20 protein-coding genes and 2 pseudogenes are annotated in these 21525 nt (G+C 55.4%); 11 read left to right on the forward strand and 11 right to left on the reverse strand.

The genetic code is table 11. The features are described from left to right. Positions 1–198: 198 nt before the first annotated feature. Positions 199–897, forward strand: coding sequence for a GNAT family N-acetyltransferase (locus A4308_RS09670; protein WP_014882926.1), 699 nt, complete (start codon positions 199–201; stop codon positions 895–897). 33 nt (positions 898–930) lie between these two features. On the opposite strand, the gene A4308_RS22230 is transcribed toward A4308_RS09670, so the two are convergent. The 8 genes from A4308_RS22230 to betI form a co-directional block, all read right to left on the reverse strand. Further along, positions 931–1155 (reverse strand): hypothetical protein, encoded by a 225-nt coding sequence (locus tag A4308_RS22230; protein ID WP_197972198.1) that lies wholly within the window; start codon positions 1153–1155, stop codon positions 931–933. A 69-nt stretch (positions 1156–1224) separates the two neighbouring features. Next, positions 1225–1965: an SDR family oxidoreductase gene (locus A4308_RS09675; protein WP_045281647.1), complete on the reverse strand. Its 741-nt coding sequence runs from the start codon at positions 1963–1965 to the stop codon at positions 1225–1227. Between the two features lie 274 nt (positions 1966–2239). Continuing rightward, on the reverse strand, positions 2240–2887 hold the full coding sequence (locus A4308_RS09680; RefSeq protein WP_063308503.1) for an anti-sigma factor: 648 nt from the start codon (positions 2885–2887) through the stop codon (positions 2240–2242). Further along, complete coding sequence (locus tag A4308_RS09685) at positions 2884–3438, reverse strand: RNA polymerase sigma factor (RefSeq protein ID WP_045281645.1); 555 nt, start codon at positions 3436–3438, stop codon at positions 2884–2886. The genes A4308_RS09680 and A4308_RS09685 overlap by 4 nt, the downstream gene beginning before the upstream one ends. Before the next feature lie 43 nt (positions 3439–3481). Continuing rightward, a complete protein-coding gene (locus A4308_RS09690) occupies positions 3482–4045 on the reverse strand; it encodes a fasciclin domain-containing protein (RefSeq protein WP_045281644.1) in 564 nt (187 codons plus the stop codon). 150 nt (positions 4046–4195) lie between these two features. After that, the gene (betA, locus tag A4308_RS09695; protein ID WP_045281643.1) at positions 4196–5860 is read right to left on the reverse strand and encodes a choline dehydrogenase; all 1665 of its coding nucleotides are present in this window, start codon (positions 5858–5860) and stop codon (positions 4196–4198) included. Positions 5861–5873: 13 nt separating this feature from the next. Continuing rightward, on the reverse strand, positions 5874–7346 hold the full coding sequence (betB, locus tag A4308_RS09700) for a betaine-aldehyde dehydrogenase (RefSeq protein ID WP_063308504.1): 1473 nt from the start codon (positions 7344–7346) through the stop codon (positions 5874–5876). A gap of 13 nt (positions 7347–7359) precedes the next feature. Next, the gene (gene betI / locus A4308_RS09705; protein WP_014882933.1) at positions 7360–7947 is read right to left on the reverse strand and encodes a transcriptional regulator BetI; all 588 of its coding nucleotides are present in this window, start codon (positions 7945–7947) and stop codon (positions 7360–7362) included. Positions 7948–8075: 128 nt separating this feature from the next. Between betI and betT the strand changes: the two genes are divergently transcribed. From betT to A4308_RS09745, 6 genes are all read left to right on the forward strand, one after another. After that, positions 8076–10109: a choline BCCT transporter BetT gene (gene betT / locus A4308_RS09710; RefSeq protein WP_045281641.1), complete on the forward strand. Its 2034-nt coding sequence runs from the start codon at positions 8076–8078 to the stop codon at positions 10107–10109. 1066 nt (positions 10110–11175) lie between these two features. Then, complete coding sequence (locus A4308_RS09725; RefSeq protein WP_230278590.1) at positions 11176–11751, forward strand: hypothetical protein; 576 nt, start codon at positions 11176–11178, stop codon at positions 11749–11751. 115 nt (positions 11752–11866) lie between these two features. Next, positions 11867–12421, forward strand: a complete 555-nt coding sequence (locus A4308_RS09730; RefSeq protein ID WP_045281639.1) for a fimbrial protein — start codon at positions 11867–11869, stop codon at positions 12419–12421. Positions 12422–12478: 57 nt separating this feature from the next. Further along, positions 12479–13159 (forward strand): fimbrial biogenesis chaperone, encoded by a 681-nt coding sequence (locus tag A4308_RS09735; protein WP_032628755.1) that lies wholly within the window; start codon positions 12479–12481, stop codon positions 13157–13159. Between the two features lie 172 nt (positions 13160–13331). After that, on the forward strand, positions 13332–15695 hold the full coding sequence (locus tag A4308_RS09740; RefSeq protein WP_045281708.1) for a fimbria/pilus outer membrane usher protein: 2364 nt from the start codon (positions 13332–13334) through the stop codon (positions 15693–15695). 73 nt (positions 15696–15768) lie between these two features. Beyond that, positions 15769–16752 carry a fimbrial protein gene (locus tag A4308_RS09745; RefSeq protein ID WP_230278566.1) on the forward strand — a complete coding sequence of 328 codons (984 nt, stop codon included), beginning with the start codon at positions 15769–15771 and terminating at the stop codon, positions 16750–16752. Between the two features lie 132 nt (positions 16753–16884). Here A4308_RS09745 and A4308_RS22235 read toward each other — a convergent pair. Both A4308_RS22235 and A4308_RS22400 read right to left on the reverse strand, forming a co-directional pair. Then, a pseudogene (locus A4308_RS22235) lies at positions 16885–17169 on the reverse strand (methionine synthase); the annotation flags it as partial. 18 nt (positions 17170–17187) lie between these two features. Next, positions 17188–17317 (reverse strand): annotated as a pseudogene (locus A4308_RS22400) (putative oxygenase MesX); the annotation flags it as partial. Positions 17318–17473: 156 nt separating this feature from the next. Here A4308_RS22400 and A4308_RS09750 point away from each other — a divergent pair. Genes A4308_RS09750 through A4308_RS09765 form a run of 4 tightly spaced genes read left to right on the forward strand, consistent with a single transcriptional unit; the run spans position 17474 to position 20884 of the window. Further along, positions 17474–18385 carry a metal ABC transporter substrate-binding protein gene (locus tag A4308_RS09750; RefSeq protein WP_045281637.1) on the forward strand — a complete coding sequence of 304 codons (912 nt, stop codon included), beginning with the start codon at positions 17474–17476 and terminating at the stop codon, positions 18383–18385. 2 nt (positions 18386–18387) lie between these two features. Continuing rightward, positions 18388–19194 carry a manganese/iron ABC transporter ATP-binding protein gene (locus tag A4308_RS09755; RefSeq protein WP_045281636.1) on the forward strand — a complete coding sequence of 269 codons (807 nt, stop codon included), beginning with the start codon at positions 18388–18390 and terminating at the stop codon, positions 19192–19194. Further along, positions 19191–20048, forward strand: coding sequence for an iron/manganese ABC transporter permease subunit SitC (sitC, locus tag A4308_RS09760; RefSeq protein WP_045281635.1), 858 nt, complete (start codon positions 19191–19193; stop codon positions 20046–20048). The genes A4308_RS09755 and sitC overlap by 4 nt, the downstream gene beginning before the upstream one ends. Then, positions 20045–20884, forward strand: coding sequence for a metal ABC transporter permease (locus tag A4308_RS09765; protein ID WP_045281634.1), 840 nt, complete (start codon positions 20045–20047; stop codon positions 20882–20884). The genes sitC and A4308_RS09765 overlap by 4 nt, the downstream gene beginning before the upstream one ends. Here A4308_RS09765 and entD read toward each other — a convergent pair. Then, positions 20838–21512, reverse strand: a complete 675-nt coding sequence (gene entD / locus A4308_RS09770; RefSeq protein WP_045268275.1) for an enterobactin synthase subunit EntD — start codon at positions 21510–21512, stop codon at positions 20838–20840. The two genes, A4308_RS09765 and entD, sit on opposite strands and share 47 nt — an antisense overlap. Positions 21513–21525 lie beyond the last annotated feature (13 nt).

Consider the following 21525-nt stretch of genomic DNA (forward strand, 5'->3'; position numbering starts at 1 on the left):
GATCCCTGAAATAACTCTATTGTGATTGTTTTATGCTCCGCTACGTTAGGTCGACTAAGACATTCCGCAAAGTCGAAATTCAGCTTTGCTTATGCCTTCCGGGAATAACGCATACGCTAAGGCTATTAGAATGCGCTGCTTTTCGTCCGCTTTTTAACCTGCTATAACAAACTCCTTACCTTTCAGGGAGTCACCGCCGTGCCCGAAATCAATCAACATGGTCAAACCGTTAACGATATTGTTCCAGACTGGAAATGCGCCCGGATCTTAACCCGCACCCCACTTACCGGTCAGTATTGCCGACTGGAGCCGCTGGATACCGATCGCCATTCGGCTGATTTATACGAAGCCTACGCGCTGGGTGATGACAGTGACTGGACGTGGCTTGCCAGCACTCAGCCGGAAAGCGTTGAGGCCACTGCGCACTGGGTGCTGGGAAAGGTGATGGATGACGATCTGGTGCCCTTTGCCGTAATCGATTTACGCACTGAACAGGCGGTAGGGCTGGTGAGTTACATGGCGATTGAGCGGTTTCTCGGCTCGGTGGAAATCGGGCATGTCACCTGGTCGCGCAAAATGAAGGGCACGCGTTTGGGTACCGAGGCGGTGTGGCTGCTGCTGAAAAATGCCTTTGAGCATAAGTACCGTCGACTGGAATGGAAATGCGATTCAATGAACATTGCCTCGCGCAATGCGGCGGAGCGGCTGGGTTTTGTCTGGGAAGGTCGCCTGCGTCAGAAACTTGTGCGCAAAGGGCGTAACCGCGACAGCGATATGCTCTCCATTATTGATGGCGAATGGCCGCAAAGAAACGCGGAGCTGTGCGCCTGGCTGGCTGCGGAGAATTTTGACGCAGAAGGGCGGCAGATTCAGCGGCTTGAGGCATTTAGGTTATAAGTCTTGTATGTAGGGTACAGCTGGAACGGATAATTACTCTGAGGAAATGGCAATTTCAATCAGGTTGGTTTCTCCGGACTGGACACCCATGGCGTGACCAGGACCGCTGGCGGTATGCAAATTGATAAAGCCCGTTTTGCCGAGGCTTTGGCATAGCCGTCGGCAATGGCAACCACGCTGCTCTTCTGGAGTACCAAATATATTTTCTACGTCTTCTCTTTCCAGAAGTTCAAGGAAAATATCGGCACCCGTCCGCATATTTCAATCTGATATAGACGTTAATGATTTAATCATGATGACACCTCATTTAGCGTTATTTAAGGCATGCTAAAATTCTTCCTGCGTCGGACGAACCACAATTTCATTAATATCAACGTCGCCAGGCTGTTCAATGGCAAATAAAACGCCTCGGGCAATGGCGTCAGCCGGAATAGCCTGCTTATAGAATTCGTGCAAAAACGCCAGGCTGTCTTTATCAGAACTGCCGAACTGCAGTTCGCTTTCGACGGCGCCGGGGGAAATAAGCGTCGTGCGGATAGTTTTCCCCGCCTCCTGACGTAACCCTTCGCTCAGGGCACGAACGGCAAATTTAGTGGCGCTGTAAACGACGCCGCCGGGGGCAAGCACTTTGATACCCGCAACGGAAGCCACGTTAATAAAGTGTCCGCTACCCTGACGCTGGAACACCGGTAACGCCGCGGCAATGCCGTACAGCACGCCCTTCAGGTTAGTATCAATCATCTTGTCCCACTCGTCGGTTTTGCGCTCGCTGAGGGGGGCTATCGCCATGTAACCGGCGTTATTGATCAATACGTCCACGCGCTGGTAGGCCGTCACAGCGGCATCGATGGCGGCCTGAACCTCTTCCTGACGGGTGACATCGGCCTTCACGGCAATCGCCTTGCCGCCCTGCTGGATAATCTGATCCACCAGGGCATTAATCCTGTCGAGGCGGCGCGCCACCAGCACCAGCGAAAAGGCCTTATTCGCTAAATACAGGGCAATGGCCTGGCCGATGCCGCTGCTGGCGCCGGTGATAACGACAACGTTGTTTGCACTGTTATTCATGATTTTATCTCGCTGTTGAGTAATGCAAAAAATAAAAGGCAGGGAGGTGTTAATGAATAATGACAAATTCATTAACGCGGATTTTTGATATATTGTGTATCGGAAATAAAATGATGGCTGTTTAAAACTTAATGGAGTGTGGAAGAGTCTGTCAATATCATATTTTTAATATTTAAACGGATTGCATGCCTAATGTTTATTTCTTATATGTAAGCGAGAATAGTATAAAAAGAAATGGGGTGACGGTGGAGGCCCTGCGAACAAGGCCTAAGGATTAGATTTTGCCACTATAAAGCACCGGGCCTGTTGGCAAGCCTGTGGGTGATCCGCCCTCTGGTTCAAGGCTTATCGCTATCGTGGCGCCAGGAGGAAGCGTTGTGTTCCTGAGGGTCACCTTCGTCGGTATGCTGCTATGCAGCAATCCCAGCGAGACAGGGTTCTGTCCGGTCGGAATCAGCCAAAGCTGCAGGCTGTGCTGCGCCGGGACGGCGGCAGGTCCGAGAGGAGCAATACTCAGCTGCTGACGGCGGCTGTCCGCACTCACGACCCACTGCCCGTGCTGTTGGGCATCGTTGAGCACCATCAGCGGTGCGAGCGTCGGCGCGCGGGTGGAATACCACGTCACGACGCTAAAGGCGGCAAGACCGGCTGCCACCATCCAGCCGAGGTAAGGTCGATGGTTGCGCAACGGCTCTTTAGACGGCAGTTCGAGGGCAATTTTTTTCCACACCGACTCAGGGGGAGGAATGGGGACAAGATGGCTATCGAGCGTGCTGAGCATTTCCTGCCAGTACGCTACGCGGGCGGCCAGAGCGGGCTCATTGGCAAGCTTTTTCTGGAACTGAAGCCGCGCGCCTCCCCGCAGGGTGCCGAGGGCATATTCTGCTGCCAGCATGTCGTCGCGTTTTTCTGCGTTATTCATAGCCCCACACACTCCCGGAGATGATCCATTGCGCGACGTATCCAGCTTTTCACTGAGCCTACAGGCTGCTGGAGCCAGTCGGCAATATCGCTGTGAGACATCCCCTGATAGTAGGCGAGCGTAATGCTCTGGCGCTGTTCGCTACTCAAATGCTCGAGACAATGCCTGAGCCGTTCTGCCTGCACATCGTCGTGCCAGTTGTTCTGCTCGTCATTCTCGCTCGGCAGAAGCGCGTCGGTATACGGCATCTCGCGGTCGGCTGCCCGGGTTTGCCCGCAACGCAGCCAGTCAATACAGCGGTTGCGAACAATATGCGTAAGCCAGGTCATCGGGGAACTGAGGGCGGCGTTATAGGTTTCGGCTTTACTCCAGACCGTGAGAAAACAGTCGTGAAGGATCTCTTCTGCCCATGCCCGGTCACGCAACATGCGCAGCGCGACGGCAAACAGATGCGGCGAGGTGAGTCGGTAGAGTTGTTCAAATGCACGGCGATCGCCTTTCGCGACCGCCTGCATTAATTTCTGCTGCTGTTCAGCCAGCGCGTTATCCATGTTTTTCCCGAAAGGCAACGGCACACTTCCGAAGTATAGACAACTACTTAGGCATCAGAACGGTATCAATGACATCGATAATGCCATTTTTTTGATGAACGTCGTAGGTGCTGATGTTTGCCACATTGCCCTGACCATCCTTAAGCTGAATATTGTGCAGGCCGTTGCTCATGATCCACAGCGGCTGACCGTTAACGGTCTTCAGCTCCGCGCGACCACCACCCTGTTTAATTTTCTGCTCCAGCGCTTTCATATCGTAATTACCGGCAACAACGTGATAGGTCAGGATGCTGGTTAGCAGTGCTTTGTTTTCGGGTTTGACCAGGTTATCGACCGTACCGGCGGGTAATTTCGCAAACGCCGCATTGGTCGGCGCAAATACGGTGAACGGTCCTTTGCTCTGTAGCGTATCCACCAGTCCGGCAGCTTTGACAGCGGCCACCAGAGTCGTGTGATCTTTCGAGTTCACGGCGTTTTCAACAATATTTTTGCTCGGGAACATTGCCGCTCCGCCCACCATCACGGTGTCAGACGTCATGGCTGCTGATGCGCCTGCACAGAAGAGTAAAGCGCTGGTTACGAATGCAACACGGGTTAGCTTTTTCATCATCATTCCTCGGATTGGGGAGCAAAGGGGTTGCTCACATACCCATATACGAAGGCAGGGTGGAAACTGGATGCAGGGAAATGAAAATAAATTTAGCAGACGTTTATTCCCTCTCCCCTGTGGGGAGAGGGTAAGGGTGAGGGGGCACCCTCAGCGGCGAACCGGCGCCCCGTTCGCGACATAATACGCGGCCGTGCTCTTCGCCAGCGGTTCGCGCCCGCGAATGGCGTCTGCAATCTTCTCGCCAATCATGATGGTGGTGGCGTTCAGGTTACCGGTGATGATCTGCGGCATGATCGACGCATCCACCACGCGCAGCCCTTCCAGCCCGTGAACGCGGCCTTCGCCGTCGACAACCGCCATCTCGTCATAGCCCATCTTACAGGTACCGCACGGGTGGAAGGCGGTTTCGGCGTGGTTGCGCACGAACTCGTCCAGCTGTTCGTCGGTCTGGCACTCGACGCCCGGGCTGATCTCGCGACCGCGGTACTTGTCCAGCGCAGGCTGGTGCATGATCTCGCGGGTGATACGGATCGCGTCGCGGAACTCCTGCCAGTCCTGCTCCTGGGACATATAGTTGAACAGGATCGCCGGATGCTGATGCGGATCGCGCGACTTGATGCGCACGTGGCCGCGGCTCGGCGAGCGCATGGAGCCGACGTGGCACTGGAAGCCGTGCTCTTTTACCGCATTCGAACCGTTGTAGTTAATCGCCACCGGCAGGAAGTGGTACTGAATGTTCGGCCACGCGAACTCCTGGCGGCTGCGGATAAACCCGCCCGCTTCGAAGTGGTTGCTCGCCCCCACGCCGGTGCCGCCAAACAGCCACTCGGCGCCAATCTTCGGCTGGTTCCACCACTGCAGGGCTGGGTAGAGGGAGACCGGCTCTTTGCATTCGTACTGGAGGTACATCTCCAGGTGATCCTGCAGGTTTTCGCCCACGCCGGGCAGGTCGTGCACCAGCGGGATATCGAACTGCTTCAGCAGCTCCGCGCTGCCCACGCCGGAACGCTGGAGGATCTGCGGGGAGGCAATGGCGCCTGCGCTCAGCAGCACCTCTTTGTTCGCCGTCGCTTTCGACGGAATCGTGCTTTCGCCTTCCAGCCACTCGACGCCCACCGCGCGCTTGCCTTCAAAGAGGATGCGGTCGGTCATGGCGTGGGTACGGATGGTCAGGTTAGGGCGTTGCTTTGCCTGGTCCAGATAGCCGCGCGCGGTGCTGGCGCGTCGGCCCTTCGGCGTGACCGTGCGGTCCATCGGGCCGAAGCCTTCCTGCTGATAGCCGTTGAGATCGTCCGTGCGCGGGTAGCCCGCCTGCACGCCCGCTTCCACCATCGCCTCAAACAGCGGGTTCACGCCCGGTTTGGAGGTGGTAACGCTCACCGGACCGTCGCCGCCGTGGTAGTCGTTCGGGCCCACATCGCGCGTCTCTGCCTTGCGGTAGTACGGCAGGCAGTTGAGATAGCTCCAGTGCTCCAGACCCGGTTCTTTCGCCCAGTGGTCGAGATCCATCGCGTTACCGCGGATGTAGCACATGCCGTTGATCAGCGACGAACCGCCCAGCCCTTTACCGCGCCCGCACTCCATGCGGCGGTTGTTCATAAACGGCTCTGGCTCGGTTTCATACGCCCAGTTGTAGCGCTTGCCCTGCAGCGGGAACGCCAGCGCGGCAGGCATCTGAGTGCGGAAGTCAAAGCGGTAATCCGGTCCGCCCGCCTCAAGCAGCAGCACGGTGGTATTCGGATCTTCAGTCAGTCGTGTTGCCAGTACGTTGCCGGCAGAGCCGGCGCCGATAATGATGTAGTCAAATTGCAAATAAACCTCCCGGTTAAAATATGGACTGGAATTTACCCATCTCAACCTGGATGGACTTCACCTGGGTGTAGCTCTGCAGCGTCATAACGCCGTTCTCGCGGCCAATGCCGGAGTGTTTGTAACCGCCCACCGGCATCTCTGCGGCGGATTCACCCCAGGTGTTGATCCAGCAGATGCCCGCTTCGAGCTGATGAATCGCGCCGTGGGCGCGGTTCAGATCGGCAGTGACGATACCCGCCGCCAGTCCGTAGTCGGTATCGTTGGCGCGGCGAATCGCTTCTTCATCGGTTTCATAGGTGAGGATGGACATCACCGGGCCGAAGATCTCTTCGCGCACGATAGTCATCTCGTCGGCGCAGTCGGTGAACACGGTAGGGGCCACCCACGCGCCGTTATCAAACCCTTCGCCCTTCAGCACGTCGCCGCCGCACAGCACGCGCGCGCCTTCTTCTTTACCTTTGGCGATGTAGCGCAGCACGCTGTCGCGGTGCGGGAAGCTAACCATCGGGCCAAAGTTGGTTTTCACATCGAACAGATCGCCCGCGCGGATGCGGCCCACGCGCTCAACGATTTTCTGCTCAAACGCGGCCTTAAATTTCGCGGGCACGAACACGCGGGTGCCGTTGGTGCAGACCTGACCGGAGCTGAAGAAGTTGGCCATCATGGCGATGTCTGCCGCCAGATCCAGATCCGCATCGTCGAAAACAATCAGCGGCGATTTGCCGCCCAGCTCCATCGTCACCTCTTTCAGGGACGAGGCCGCCGAGTTGGCCATCACCTTTTTGCCGCTGGCAACGCCGCCGGTAAAGGAGACCTTCGCGATGCCCGGATGCTCGGTCAGGTACTGGCCGGTCTCCGCGCCTACGCCTGGCAGGACGTTAAACACGCCGTCCGGCAGACCCGCTTCGGTATAGATTTCGGCAAGCTTGAGGGCGGTGAGCGGCGTCACTTCGCTCGGCTTGAAGATCATCGCGTTGCCCGCCGCCAGCGCCGGGGCCGATTTCCACAGGGCGATCTGGATCGGGTAGTTCCACGCGCCGATGCCCGCCACCACGCCCAGTGGCTCGCGGCGGGTGTAGACGAATGAGGTTTCGCGCAGCGGGATCTGGCTGCCTTCCAGCGCCGGGATCAGCCCTGCGTAATACTCCAGCACGTCCGCGCCGGTGACGATGTCCACGGTCGAGGTTTCGGAATACGCTTTACCAGTATCGAGGGTTTCCAGCTTCGCCAGCGCGTTGTTACGCTCGCGCAGGATATCCACGGCGCGACGCAGGATTCGTGAGCGCTCCATGGCGGTCATTGCCGCCCAGATTTTTTGCCCGCGTGTTGCGCTTTCCACGGCGCGGTCGACGTCTTCACGCCCGGCGGCCTGAACGCTCGCCAGGACTTCACCGTTGGCCGGGTTGATGGTCTCGAAGGTGCGACCGCTGGTGGCGGGTGTATAACCACCATTGATATAAAGCTGCTGTTCTGCCATTCGGGACATACTTTCTCCTCGGTTATTCGGTCGGTAAATGCTGGCTGATAAAGTGGCTGGTGAGCGACTGGGCCAGCGTTTTATCCAGCGGTTTGCCGCTCAGTGCGGCACGCAGCCAAAGCCCGTCGATCAGTGCCGCCAGCCCGTAGCCCGCTTCCTGCGCCTGCTCGCGCGGCAATTCGCGGCGGAACTCGTACACCAGGTTCGACAGCAGGCGGCGGCTGCTGACCTGCTGCAGACGGTAGAGCATCGGCTGGTGCATGCTGCTCGCCCAGAAGGCCAGCCAGGCTTTCATTGCCGCGCTGCTGATCTGGGTTTCATCAAAATTGCCGCCGACAATCGCCTGTAATCGCTGCTCCGCGCTGCCGTCCGGCAGGGCGTGCAAGCGGCTTAATACCGCATCGCGCAACTGCCCGGTGATGTCGCGCATGGTCGCTTCCAGCAGACCGTTTTTGTCTTTGAAATAGTGACTGATGATCCCCGTGGAAACGCCCGCCCGACGGGCGATCTGTGCGATGGTTGCGTCGTGCATTCCCACTTCATTTATTGCTTCCAGCGTGGCGTTAATAAGCTGCCTGCGCCGGATCGGCTGCATCCCCACTTTGGGCATTGTTGCCACTCCATTCATCAGCGTTGGTAATACATTAAAGCGGTTTTTGATTGGACGTTCAATATAAAATGTGTCTTAATTGTTGCTGATTTGGATTTTAATAGTTACAAAAACAGTGGGGATACTGGATGACAGACCTTTCACAAGACAGAGAAAAAGACAAAATCAACCCGGTCGTTTTTTATACTTCCGCCGGGCTGATTTTGTTGTTTTCCCTGACGACGATCTTCTTTCGTGATTTTTCCGCCGAGTGGATTGGGCGCACCCTGAACTGGGTGTCGAAGACCTTTGGCTGGTACTATCTGCTGGCGGCGACGCTCTATATTGTCTTCGTGGTCTGCATCGCCTGCTCGCGCTTCGGTTCGGTGAAGCTTGGGCCAGAGCAGTCCAAGCCCGAGTTCAGTTTGCTGAGCTGGGCCGCAATGTTGTTTGCTGCGGGTATCGGCATCGACCTGATGTTCTTCTCCGTGGCTGAACCTGTCACGCAGTATATGCAGCCGCCGGAAGGGGCAGGGCAGACGATGGAGGCCGCGCGCCAGGCGATGGTCTGGACGCTGTTCCACTACGGCCTGACGGGCTGGTCGATGTACGCCCTGATGGGGATGGCGCTCGGATACTTTAGCTACCGTTATAATTTGCCCCTCACTATCCGCTCTGCGCTGTACCCGATTTTTGGCAAAAAAATTAACGGGCCGATTGGTCACACCGTTGATATCGCAGCAGTGATTGGCACCATCTTCGGCATCGCGACCACGCTCGGTATCGGCGTGGTGCAGCTCAACTACGGGCTAAGCGTGCTGTTTGATATTCCGGATTCAATGGCGGCGAAAGCGGCGCTGATTGCGCTCTCCGTGATTATCGCCACCATCTCGGTGACCTCCGGCGTGGACAAGGGCATCCGCGTGCTCTCCGAGCTGAACGTCGCGCTGGCGCTGGGCCTGATCCTGTTCGTGCTGTTTATGGGCGACACCTCGTTCCTGCTCAACGCGCTGGTGCTCAACGTGGGCGACTACGTGAACCGCTTTATGGGGATGACGCTGAACAGTTTCGCCTTCGACCGTCCGGTGGAGTGGATGAATAACTGGACGCTGTTCTTCTGGGCGTGGTGGGTTGCGTGGTCGCCGTTTGTCGGCCTGTTCCTGGCGCGAATTTCGCGCGGGCGCACCATCCGCCAGTTTGTGATGGGCACGCTGATTATCCCGTTCACCTTTACCCTGCTGTGGCTGTCGATTTTCGGCAACAGCGCGCTGCACGAGATCATCCACGGCAATGCGGGTTTTGCTCAGGAAGCGATGGCGCACCCGGAGCGCGGCTTCTACAGCCTGCTGGCGCAGTACCCGGCGTTCACCTTTAGCGCCTCCGTGGCGACCATCACCGGGCTGCTGTTCTACGTCACCTCAGCGGACTCCGGCGCGCTGGTGCTGGGCAACTTCACCTCGAAGCTGAAGGACATCAACAGCGACGCGCCGAACTGGCTGCGCATCTTCTGGTCGGTCGCCATCGGTCTTCTGACGCTCGGTATGCTGATGACCAACGGTATTTCGGCGCTGCAGAACACGACGGTGATCATGGGCCTGCCGTTTAGCTTCGTCATCTTCTTCGTGATGGCTGGGCTGTATAAATCGCTCAAAGTGGAAGACTACCGCCGCGTCAGCGCCAGCCGTGATACCGCGCCGCGTCCGATGGGCGCGCAGGACAGGCTGAGCTGGAAAAAGCGCTTGTCGCGCCTGATGAACTACCCGGGCACGCGCTACACCAAACAGATGATGGAGACGGTCTGCTTCCCGGCGATGGAGGAAGTCGCACAGGAGTTGCGCCTGCGGGGTGCCTACGTGGAGCTGAAAAATCTGCCGCCGGATGAAGGCGAAAATCTGGGGCACCTGGATCTGCTGGTGCACATGGGCGACGAGCAAAACTTCGTCTACCAGATCTGGCCGCAGCAGTATTCCGTGCCCGGGTTTACCTACCGGGCGCGCAGCGGGAAGTCGACCTATTACCGGCTGGAGACCTTCCTGCTGGAAGGTAGCCAGGGGAACGACCTGATGGACTACAGCAAGGAGCAGGTGATTACGGACATTCTGGACCAGTACGAACGCCACCTGAACTTTATCCATCTGCACAGGGAAGCGCCGGGGAATAGCGTGATGTTCCCGGATACCTGATTTCCTTCAAACGTCTTCCGATGATCTACGGGCAAGGTTGTTAGCAAACCTTGCCCTTTTTTTTGCCTGCATGAAGCCGCGACCATTATTGTTAATTTGCGACGAGAAAATTGATCTGGGAACGGTTAATAACTCAAGTTATTGATTTTATTTATTTAAATGCGAGTTTTGGAACTGCCTGGACTGTTTTTAATGTAAAGAATGTTCAGTGTTTGTCAGTTTTCACTTGGGAAAATCGTAAAAGATGTCACGAAAAATCCTAATTTAACCCTATTAAGACTAGGTTTAACAGGGGTGGGATATCCTTGTAACTTATTGATTATAAATAAATGTTTATTTTTTGTGGGTTTTATTGCTAATTGTTCGTTAATTTTAGATAAATATATTGATGTGAAATTTTTGTTTCTGTGTGCGGCAATGAAAAACATAAATGAAACATTTGTGTTTTTAAACTTAAAAAATAAAATTAAGTGGTTTTTTATATCGCATTTAATATTTTTTACAGTGTTTTGCTTTGATAAATTAGTCTCATTGTCACATTTTCTTCATTTTAATAACATTTCAGTGCATCAGATGAACACCGAAACCCTTTCGAATGGAGAAGACGCCGACATGGAAATGAGAATGATAAACTTCTAAGGAGTCTTTGTGCCTTTTGTCTCTGACGAGCTTCTGTATGGATACACGATTTTTCATCATCTTGAGTACCGGCTTTCAACCAGAACGCTTATCAATATCAAGAATGGACGTATTAAAAGATTCGGCATGACGAAAGCAAGACTGTTCGAGTATCTCCTGGCGGGGATGGATAACGAAATTGTCTACGATAATGACATCATCATACACGTGTTTGATGATTATGGACTACGGTGCTCGAAATCCTATTTGTTGTCCATGATGAAGAAAATCCAGAACGCATTTAATACCGTGGGCTTTGAACGATATCCTTTTACCAGAATCTATGGGAAAGCGTACAAAATCGACTGCGGTTCGTTAGAACGGATATATGTTGTAAAACCTTCTTCACATTGACGATGATAAATTTCATAAGGAATGAGTTTTGACGGTGCTATTAGTTTTTTCAAGAAACTTTGCCATGAGGCAGGCAATTAAAACATTGAACTCCGCCAATAGAGAAATATTTTATTTTGACAATCGGCTGGAGTTCTTAGTAAGCGCGACCATTCTGGATAAATCTTACATTCTCATCGATACAATAGGAGAAAGTAGCGAGAATATCCGATGGCTCTATTATCGCCTTGCGGCGAGGGGATTAATGCGCCTTACCTATTTTATTGCGCCAGAGAACAATGCGGAGAACGGCTTTTTAAAATTCTTCCGCCTTGTTACTACGCTTAAGGATCTCAAGCAGCTGTGCGAGCGCGCCTCTAAACATCGGGCGAATGAAAACCCCTGCGTATTAAAAGACGTGCTGTATCAGAGGCTGTCGACGCGACTGTCGGACGACCATTTGAACTTTCTCCTGAAAATTTATGATAAATCGACGAGCCAGTGCCGAATTAAAAATAAATACGAAATTAACAAAAATTACTATGTTAGAAGTCGACTGGCGTTAGGCAATGGTCTGGAGATGAAACAACTTATTTTACTTTTATCATCGCAAAGCCTGAGATGCTCATAACGATATAACGTCTATTTATTGGCTTAAACGAACATAAATTTAGCGGTCCAGTTCCGCTCTTCCTGCGCAACAGTGAACGTTGCGCAGATACCTTCAATCCTAAGGATATATAGCTATGCAAATGAAGTTAAACAGTGTCATTCGAAATATGGTTATGGCAGCAGCCGTTTCTGGAATAACCTTTGCCGCCAGTGCAGCCGATGGACAGATCAACTTTACAGGCACCATTCTGGATTCTGCCTGTACGATTGATACCAATACGGCGAACCAGACCGTTAACCTTGGTAAAATTCCAAAGAGCTCGTTCAACGCGGCCGGGGCCGTTGCTGCCGCAACCCGCTTTAGCATTGTGTTGAATAACTGCCCTGCGGCCGTCACCTCTGCCTCCGTTAAGTTTGACGGCACGGCGGACAGCAGCGACACCAATATTCTTGCGCTGAACAGCGGTCAAACGGCTAAAGGCGTCGGTGTGGCGTTCTATGAAGAAGATGGCATCACCGCAATCCCGCTGGCGACCCAGTCTAAGAGCATCACGCTTGACACCAGCACAGGCGAAGATCCTGCTAACAGCAACAAAATGACCTTCGTGGCGAAATATAAGGCAACGCAGGCTGCCGTAGTTGCGGGTACGGCAAACGCAACGTCAGATTTTACCATTACCTATCAGTAATAAGCCGGGCGTACCCAGGGTACGCCCCATTTTTTCCTGCTGGAATATCGGGGAAGTATGATGAGTCAACTTATTCGAACGATTGTATTATTAGGCACTTGCCTACTCTCCCTGCCGGGCCAGGCCAGCATAACCGTTGGCGGAACGCGCTTAATTTATAATGGAGCTGAAAACGAAGCCTCACTCCCTGTGAGTAACAGTAAGGATGCTGTCCCCTATTTAATTCAGTCATGGATTGAATTAAGCGAAAACTCGAAGGAGCAGGTTCCTTTTATCGTCACGCCACCGCTGTTCCGCCTCGACGGTGGTCATGAAAATACGCTGCGGGTCATTTATACCGGCGAGACGTCGCTGCCTGAAAACCGAGAGTCTGTATTTTGGCTTAACGTAAAATCAATTCCCTCAATGACCCGGTCAGATGAGAACAGGCTGCTTATTGCCGTTAAGACGCGCATGAAGCTTTTCTACCGGCCTGCGGCTCTAGCGTCGGAAAATGCGGGTGAGGCATGGACGCGATTGACGTTTGAACCGCGCGGCGAACGCCTGGTGATTAATAATCCGACGCCGTTCTACGTTTCTCTTTATTCATTAACGGTTGGCAATAAAACGATCGCGCCGCCGCCAATGATTTCCCCCTTGAGTTCCGTAACGGTCGCCGGCAGTGGAAAGCAGGTGGCGTGGAAAGCCATAAATGATTTTGGTGGCGTAACGACAGAAAAGCGCCAGATGCTGAAATAAAAAATATTAACAACACGCTATGTCACTCGCGCAGGTAAGCAAAGTGAATATTGTTTCTTATTCCCGATATGGTTTTTTCTCTGGCTCGTGGCCTCACCGCGTAAGTCGACTCTCGACGATAGCGCTTTTTATTTCGGGCGTTTTTCCCGCGGGCGCGGGCGAACTCTATTTTATGGCTGATGCGCTTGAAAAAATACACTCGACTTCCCAGGGCATCGATCTGGGCCGCTTCGAGCGCGGAGAGCAGTTACCCGGCACCTACAGGGTAGAAATTTGGCTTAATGAAAATTATATCCGAACGGAAAATATCTCTTTTGTTCCTGTAAACGGCATCGGGCTGGCGCCGGAACTTAACCGCAGAGAGCTTGAGTCGCTCGGCGTCAGGGTTAAAGCATTTCCTGAATTAGCCATGCTTCCGGTCGAGACGATTATTACCGACCCCGGCGCATTCATACCGGACGCTACCGCCCGGCTGGATTTTGACAGGCAGAGGCTGGACATCTCTATCCCGCAATCGGCGCTCAACGCGCGCGCGCGCGGCACCGTTGATCCGTCGCTCTGGAACCAGGGCATTTCTGCGCTGCTGGTCAATTACAGCATCAACGGGTCGCGCAGCTGGAGCCGGGACGGTGAGACGCAGGATCAGCTTTATACCAACCTGCAAAGCGGTATTAACGCGGGGCCGTGGCGCCTGCGCAACTACAGCACCGTGACCAAGAACAACGGGAAACAGTCGTTTTCGTCGCTGAATACGACCCTGAGCCGCGACGTCCAGTTTTTGAGGGGGCAGTTCCAGGTGGGGGAAACCAGTACCCCGGGCGACGTGTTTGACAGCGTGATGTTTCGCGGTGCGCAGATTTTTTCTGATGACACCATGCTGCCGGAGAGCATGCGCGGCTTCGCTCCTGTCATTCGAGGGATCGCCCGCACCAACGCCACGGTCACCGTGAAGCAAAACGGCTACACGGTTTATCAAACATACGTGGCGCCCGGCAGCTTTGAAATTCGCGATCTCTATCCTACCTCGGCGAGCGGCGATCTGGACATTGTCGTCACCGAAGCCGACGGCAGCGTCCAGCATTTCGTGCAGCCATTCTCTGCGGTTCCCGTCATGCTGCGGGAAGGCCGCGTGAAGTATGCGCTGAGCGCAGGGGAGTATCGAACAACGAAGCATGGCGCGGAAACCCCCTCATTTGGGCTGGGCACGCTGGCCTATGGCCTCTCCAATCATCTCACACTGTACGGTGGCGTTTTGGGGGCGAGCAACTATGCGTCTGGCGTGCTCGGTACGGGTCTCAGCTTTGGCGACATTGGCTCGCTGTCGGCTGACGTTACTGTTGCCGACAGCCAGCTTGATGATGAGAAAAAACGCCGCAGCCGCGGGCAGTCCTATCGCGTGCAGTATTCGAAAACGGTGGCCACGACCGCTACCACCGTGACGCTCGCCAGCTATCGCTACTCTACGGAAGGGTTTTATACCTTCCAGGAAGTGAATGAATTTAGCAGCCAGCGCTACAACAAGCGAAGCCGACTGCAGCTCAACCTCAGCCAGTCGCTGCAGAGCTGGGGAAACTTTTATATTTCGGCCTATCAGCAGGACTACTGGAGCAAGCGAGGCTATGAGCGCAACGTCAGCACCGGCTTTAACACCAGTATCAGCGACATCAACTACTCGCTCGGCTACACCTACAGTGAAACGCCGGGCAAAAACCGTAAGGACCAGATTCTGGCCTTTAGCCTGCAGGTGCCGCTGAGCAAATGGCTACCGCAAAGCTGGGCCAGCTACAGCGTGAATATGCAAAAGAACGGTCCTGAAACGCATCAGGTGGGGCTGAGCGGCACCGCGCTTGCCGATAACAACCTGAGCTACCTGGTCCAGCAGGGCTATACCTCGTCGGGCGGGGAGTCGAGAAGCGCCGTGAGTGGAACCTATAAGGGCGGCTACGGCACCGTGAGCGCGGGTTACAACCATAGCCGACAGAATAGCCAGCTGAACTTCGGCCTGCAGGGGGGGATCGTGGGTCATGAACACGGCGTGACCTTCTCGCAGCCGCTGGGAGATACCGTTGTGCTGCTGGAGGCGCAGGGCGCGCCCGGCGTAAGGGTACGCAACAACCCCGGCGTTAGAACGGACTGGCGCGGCTACGCGGTGGTGCCCTATGCCAGCGCCTACCAGGAAAACCGGATTGCGATAGACACCGGCTCGCTGGGACCGGACGTGGATGTGGCCGAATCCGTGGTCAACGTTGTGCCGACGCGCGGTGCCGTGGTGCGCGCCACATTCAACGCGCGAACGGGGTACAGGGCCTTGATAACGCTCCTGTATCAAAACTCGCCGGTGCCCTTTGGCGCAATGGTAAAGCTTAACGAAAGCGACACGATGAGCATTGTGGGAAGCGATGGCGAGGTTTATATGAGCGGCCTGAATGATGGGGACACTATCACTGTAAGGTGGGGGGCGAAAACCTGCCGCGCCAAAATAACCTTGAACGCCTTACCGGGGAAAATTCAGCGTACCACCGCGGCATGCCGTTAAATTTCTCATGGCCTCGATGCGCATGATGACTTTGGCGAGAGAAGGCCTAAGCCTCACCTAAATGAAGGAACATATGATGTCTACCGTAATGAAAATCGCGACGGCTGCAGTGGGAAGCGCCATATCTCTGAATGCTTTTGCGCTGTGTTCTGCAAACGACGTCGCGGTGAACGTAGATCGGAATATTGTCGTTCAGCGGGATGCGCCCGTTGGAACGGTTTTAGCGACGATAACCACCGTTAACCCCATGACGTGCGATCCTGAGGGCCAGCAAATTGGATATGATGGCTCGTGGTTTATTCAGCTCTCGGGGACGAATGCGGATTATGGCGCCTCGCCGCTGGCCAACGTGCGGGCGACGGAGGTTCCGGGCATCGGCATCCGCTGGAAGAACTTTTCCAGCACCACGCAAAGCAGCGAGTTTGTCACCCGGATGAATCTCAATAATGCGAGCTGGAGGCGAGGGATCCTCCAGAATGGCGTATCAACGTTCACGGATACCTTCGAGCTGATTAAAACCAGCACTACCCCCGCGACGGGCTCAATACCGGCGCTGACGCTAAATATGGAATACAGCACGCCGGTCAGTAATAATATTAAACGCCTGCCGCTTTATAAATATATCTTTTCGCCGATGAACATCAGCACTGCATCCTGTCAGATTCAGGATAAAAATTTGAATATCAATATGGGGATTGCGCTGTTGCCGAAGTTTAAAGGCGTGGGCAGCACCCAGAATCCGGTAACGTTTTCCATCCCGCTTATTTGTGGTGAACAGACCGCGGTGAATGTAACGCTGGATAACGTCAGCCCGCTTGCCGATGCTGCCAACGGCGTCCTGGGGTTAAACAGTAGCTCGACGGCAAAAGGCCTGGGCATTCAGCTGAAATATAATGATGCGCCGGTACAGTTCGGCAAGTTAATTAAATACGGCACGACCACCTCGCCGGGGGAGGTGGTGAATATTCCCTTCAAGGCCGCGTATTACATGACTTCAGCGAATGCGCGGTCAGGCTCGGTGAGCGCCACGGCGTCCTTCACCCTGACCTACCGCTAGCACATTATTCGCGGCGATAAGCGAAAGGGGGCCATCTGGCCCCCTTTACCCCTGTCTGAACGTTGTGCTTATTTCCCCAGCAGCTCCCTGCGCACAATTTCTGCCCCCGCGCTCAGCGTGGTGCCGCGCGTTCCAGTCGCTCACCTCGTCAAAGAAGACGTTAAACGCGGTTCGTCGAACTGGATAATGTCACGCCCGCCGCCTCAAGCTCTTTCGCCTCCTGGTTAAGGATGCGGGCAAACTCCCAGGCCAGCCTTTCGCATCTTCAACGAAGACCGGCTTCAGGCGCGATAGCGCACCTACCATCGCCGGCACGCTCGCGTCATAGCGATTGCGGATTTTCACCACTTCGCGCTTCTCAAAATCCACGCCGTTCAGGTGTTCAATAAAGGGGGTGTCGAAGTGCTGGCGCGTCCTGCTGGTATTCAGCGCCTAACGCAGGTTTTGCTGACGGCTTTCTCCGCGCGCTAAATTCGCAAAGTTGGTGGTAATACGCGTTTTTTGAAGGGGTTATAGTCTCATCGAAACGAATGCTTTTTAAGGTGAAGACAAAAGGTTTTGTCATCGTAAAGGACGGGGCGGCGGCACCAGTTTCGCGCAGCGTCACCCGTCGCGCCAAAATCAATAATGATAACTATTTTCATTTGATTATAGCCTGTGCTATACAATATAGCTAAGGCTAATTTCGGTATGTTTTTAACCACTTCAGGAGAGTTCTGCGATGCACCTACTGCAAGGATTGAAGCGTCTGTTGTTCAGCTCGCTGCTACTGACCGCGGCCACCGCGGGTGTGCAGGCGGCTGAAAAATTCCAGGTCATCACGACCTTTACCGTTATCGCTGATATGGCGAAAAACGTGGCGGGGGACGCCGCAGAAGTCACTTCCATCACCAAACCGGGCGCTGAAATCCATGAGTACCAGCCCACGCCGGGCGATATCAAACGCGCGCAAAAGGCGCAGCTGATTCTGGCGAACGGCATGAATCTGGAACTGTGGTTCCAGCGGTTTTATCAGCATCTGAACGGCGTGCCGGAAGTAATTGTCACCAAAAGCATTACGCCGATGGGGATCGGGGAAGGGCCGTATAACGGCAAACCCAACCCGCACGCGTGGATGTCTCCGGATAACGCCCTGATTTACGTCGATAACATTCGTGACGCGCTGGTGAAGTACGACCCGGCGAATGCGCAGACCTATCAGCGCAACGCGGAAGCCTATAAGCAGAAGATCACCGCCACCCTCGAACCGCTGCGTAAGCAGGTTGCGGAGATCCCGGAAGATAAGCGCTGGATGGTCACCAGTGAAGGGGCGTTCTCCTATCTGGCGCGGGATCTGGGCCTGAAAGAGCTTTACCTGTGGCCGATCAACGCCGATCAGCAGGGCACGCCTCAGCAGGTGCGCAAGGTTATCGATCTGGTGAAAAAACATCGCATCCCGGCGGTGTTCAGCGAAAGTACCGTCTCCGATAAACCCGCGCGCCAGGTGGCACGGGAAACCGATACCCATTACGGCGGTGTGCTGTATGTCGACTCCCTGAGCGCGGAAAACGGTCCGGTGCCGACCTATATCGATCTGTTGAACGTCACGACCCGCACGCTGGTGCAGGGCATCCGTGACGGCATGAAGGAGTAACCATGCAGAAGGGGATTGTCGTAACCGATTTGACCGTGACCTACCGTAACGGTCATACCGCATTGCGTGATGCCTCGTTCAGCGTGCCGGGCGGTTCGATTGCCGCACTGGTAGGTGTGAACGGTTCCGGCAAATCTACGCTGTTTAAGGCGGTGATGGGCTTTGTACGGGCGGCAAGCGGCACGATCGCTATTCTGGGATTACCGCCTCACCGGGCGCTCCGTCAGAACATGGTCGCCTACGTGCCGCAGTCGGAAGAGGTTGACTGGTCGTTCCCGGTGCTGGTGGAAGACGTGGTGATGATGGGCCGCTACGGACATATGGGTTTTTTGCGTCGGCCAAAAGCGCAGGATGGGCAGATCGTCACCGACGCTCTGAAGCGCGTGGATATGCTTGAGCTGCGCCATCGGCAGATTGGCGAGCTCTCCGGCGGGCAAAAGAAACGCGTGTTTCTGGCGCGGGCGATTGCCCAGCAGGGCGAGGTGATCCTGCTCGACGAGCCGTTTACCGGCGTGGATGTTAAAACTGAAGCCAGAATTATCACCCTGCTGCGGGAACTGCGCGATGAGGGCAAAACCATGCTGGTATCGACCCACAATTTAGGCTCCGTCTCCGAGTTTTGCGATTACACGGTCATGGTCAAAGGTACCGTGCTGGCAAGCGGCCCGACGGAAACCACCTTTACCGCCGAAAATCTGGAACGCGCCTTCAGCGGCGTGCTGCGCCACGTAGTGCTCAGCGGCTCTGAAGATCGCATTATTACCGACGATGAACGCCCCTTCGTGACGCACCGTCAGGAGGTAAAATGAGCGTACTTCTGGAACCCTTCGGCTACGAGTACATGCTGAACGCGATGTGGGTTTCGGCGATGGTGGGCGGGCTGTGCGCGTTTCTCTCGTGCTATCTGATGCTCAAAGGCTGGTCGCTGATTGGCGATGCGCTCTCGCACTCCATCGTACCGGGCGTGGCGGGAGCCTACATGCTCGGGCTGCCGTTTTCGCTGGGGGCGTTCCTGTCGGGCGGGCTGGCGGCGGGCAGCATGCTGTTTCTCAACCAGCGCAGCCGCCTGAAAGAGGACGCCATCATCGGGCTGATCTTCTCCTCCTTTTTCGGTCTCGGGCTGTTTATGGTCTCACTCAACCCGACCTCGGTGAATATTCAGACTATCGTCCTCGGGAATATCCTCGCCATTGCCCCGGAAGACATCGTCCAGCTGGCGATTATCGGCGTGGTGTCGATGCTTGTTCTGCTGTTCAAATGGAAAGATTTGATGGTGACCTTTTTTGATGAGAACCACGCCCGCGCCATCGGTCTGCGTCCTGAACGTCTGAAGATCCTTTTCTTTACCCTGCTGGCGGTTTCCACCGTGGCTGCGCTGCAAACCGTCGGCGCATTTCTGGTGATCTGTCTGGTGGTCACGCCCGGCGCGACCGCGTGGCTACTGACCGATCGCTTCCCGCGACTGCTGATGATTGCCGTCGCCATGGGTAGCATTACCAGCTTCCTTGGCGCATGGGCGAGCTATTATCTCGACGGCGCGACCGGCGGTATTATCGTGGTCGCCCAGACGCTGCTGTTCCTGCTGGCGTTCGTCTTTGCGCCGAAGCACGGGCTGCTCGCCAGCCGCCGCCGGGCGCGTCAGGCGCAGGAGGTCCACCCATGATCGCGCTGCTCCTTGAACCCTTCCAGTTTGCGTTTATGAACAACGCGCTGCTGATTTCACTGCTGGTCGCCGTGCCCTGCGCGCTGCTGTCGGTTTTTCTGGTGCTCAAGGGCTGGGCGCTGATGGGCGACGCCATGAGCCATGCGGTGTTTCCCGGCGTCGTGCTGGCCTGGATGATGGGGCTGCCGCTGGCGCTGGGCGCATTCGTTGCCGGTCTGTTCTGCGCGGTCGCCACCGGATACCTGAAAGATAACAGCCGCATCAAGCAGGATACGGTTATGGGGATCGTCTTTTCCGGCATGTTCGGTGCCGGGTTGATCCTCTACATCGCCGTCAAACCCGAGGTGCATCTCGACCATATTCTGTTCGGCGATATGCTGGGTATTAACGGGATGGACATTCTGCAAAGCGGGATTGTGGCGGGACTGATTGCGCTGGTGATTGGCCTGAAGTGGCGGGACTTTTTGCTGTTCTGCTTTGATTATCAGCAGGCGCAGGCGAGCGGGTTGCGCACTCGCTGGCTGCACTATGGATTACTGTGCATGGTTTCGCTGACTATCGTGGCGACGCTGAAAGCGGTGGGGATTATTCTGTCGATTTCGTTGCTCATTGCGCCCGGCGCGGTGGCGGTGCTGATCACCCGGCGCTTCCACATGGCGCTGCTGGTGGCGGTAGCCGTTTCCGCGCTCGTGTCCGTAAGCGGCGTCTATGCGTCGTTTTATCTCGACAGCGCGCCTGCCCCGAACATCGTCGTGCTGTTCGCGGTCGTGTTTATCGTGACGTTTGTGGTCACCAGCGTGAAGGCCCGTCGACAGGAGAGTGTGACAGCAGGGTGATCGCCTGTTCGCCGTGCTGTTGCCAGTGAACGGTAAAGGCGGTGCCTTCGGGATAGCCCGCGCGCTGGCAGGTCAATGCCAGCGTAAGCGTCTTATCGACGAGCTGCGTGACGCGGGCGCTGTCAAAACCCATCCAGGCCTGCACCTGCGGAAAGAGGGCTTTGAACAGGCTCTCTTTGGCGCTAAACACCAGCGTCAGGGCGAGGGTGAACGAGTAACCCGAGCGGGAAAGGACACTCTCTTCCTGCGCATCAATAATGCCGTCTTTGATTTCCCGGGCTTCGTTTTCGGGGAGGATCGTTTCGCAATCAATGCCGATAAGCGCAGGGTGGTCGTGCGTAACGACAGCCATCGCCTGCGTGCTGATGTGGGTAATGCTGCCAGACACTCCCTGTGGCCAGCGCGGTTCCCCGCTGGGGCCGATGCCGGGTACGGTGTTTCCCGGTAAGGCGTGCGCGGCGGCGATGCGCCCGGCAAGATGCTCGGCTTTGCGTTTGCGTCCGGCGTTTGAAAGCTCTGCGTGATGGGGAAGCCAGAGGAGATCGGCGTCGGTAAAAGTGGTGGGGTCGAAGGTGACCCGGTGAACGGTGCGATCGGCGAGAATGAACGTGCTGTGGGTTGTGTTCATGGTTTCCCCTCAC

Source organism: Enterobacter sp. ODB01 (genome assembly GCF_001623605.1).
Taxonomy (GTDB): domain Bacteria; phylum Pseudomonadota; class Gammaproteobacteria; order Enterobacterales; family Enterobacteriaceae; genus Enterobacter; species Enterobacter kobei.

Coding starts and splice junctions, on each gene's coding strand:
- betB (WP_063308504.1), bottom strand. CDS start 7,346: ATGTCCCGAATGGCAGAACAGCAGCTTTATATCAATGGTGGTTATACA.
- A4308_RS09755 (WP_045281636.1), top strand. CDS start 18,388: ATGCAGAAGGGGATTGTCGTAACCGATTTGACCGTGACCTACCGTAAC.
- A4308_RS09675 (WP_045281647.1), bottom strand. CDS start 1,965: ATGAATAACAGTGCAAACAACGTTGTCGTTATCACCGGCGCCAGCAGC.
- A4308_RS09750 (WP_045281637.1), top strand. CDS start 17,474: ATGCACCTACTGCAAGGATTGAAGCGTCTGTTGTTCAGCTCGCTGCTA.
- sitC (WP_045281635.1), top strand. CDS start 19,191: ATGAGCGTACTTCTGGAACCCTTCGGCTACGAGTACATGCTGAACGCG.
- betT (WP_045281641.1), top strand. CDS start 8,076: ATGACAGACCTTTCACAAGACAGAGAAAAAGACAAAATCAACCCGGTC.
- A4308_RS09745 (WP_230278566.1), top strand. CDS start 15,769: ATGATGTCTACCGTAATGAAAATCGCGACGGCTGCAGTGGGAAGCGCC.
- A4308_RS09740 (WP_045281708.1), top strand. CDS start 13,332: ATGGCTGATGCGCTTGAAAAAATACACTCGACTTCCCAGGGCATCGAT.
- A4308_RS09685 (WP_045281645.1), bottom strand. CDS start 3,438: ATGGATAACGCGCTGGCTGAACAGCAGCAGAAATTAATGCAGGCGGTC.
- A4308_RS22230 (WP_197972198.1), bottom strand. CDS start 1,155: ATGCGGACGGGTGCCGATATTTTCCTTGAACTTCTGGAAAGAGAAGAC.
- A4308_RS09765 (WP_045281634.1), top strand. CDS start 20,045: ATGATCGCGCTGCTCCTTGAACCCTTCCAGTTTGCGTTTATGAACAAC.
- betI (WP_014882933.1), bottom strand. CDS start 7,947: ATGCCCAAAGTGGGGATGCAGCCGATCCGGCGCAGGCAGCTTATTAAC.
- entD (WP_045268275.1), bottom strand. CDS start 21,512: ATGAACACAACCCACAGCACGTTCATTCTCGCCGATCGCACCGTTCAC.
- A4308_RS09680 (WP_063308503.1), bottom strand. CDS start 2,887: ATGAATAACGCAGAAAAACGCGACGACATGCTGGCAGCAGAATATGCC.
- A4308_RS09690 (WP_045281644.1), bottom strand. CDS start 4,045: ATGAAAAAGCTAACCCGTGTTGCATTCGTAACCAGCGCTTTACTCTTC.
- A4308_RS09730 (WP_045281639.1), top strand. CDS start 11,867: ATGCAAATGAAGTTAAACAGTGTCATTCGAAATATGGTTATGGCAGCA.
- A4308_RS09735 (WP_032628755.1), top strand. CDS start 12,479: ATGATGAGTCAACTTATTCGAACGATTGTATTATTAGGCACTTGCCTA.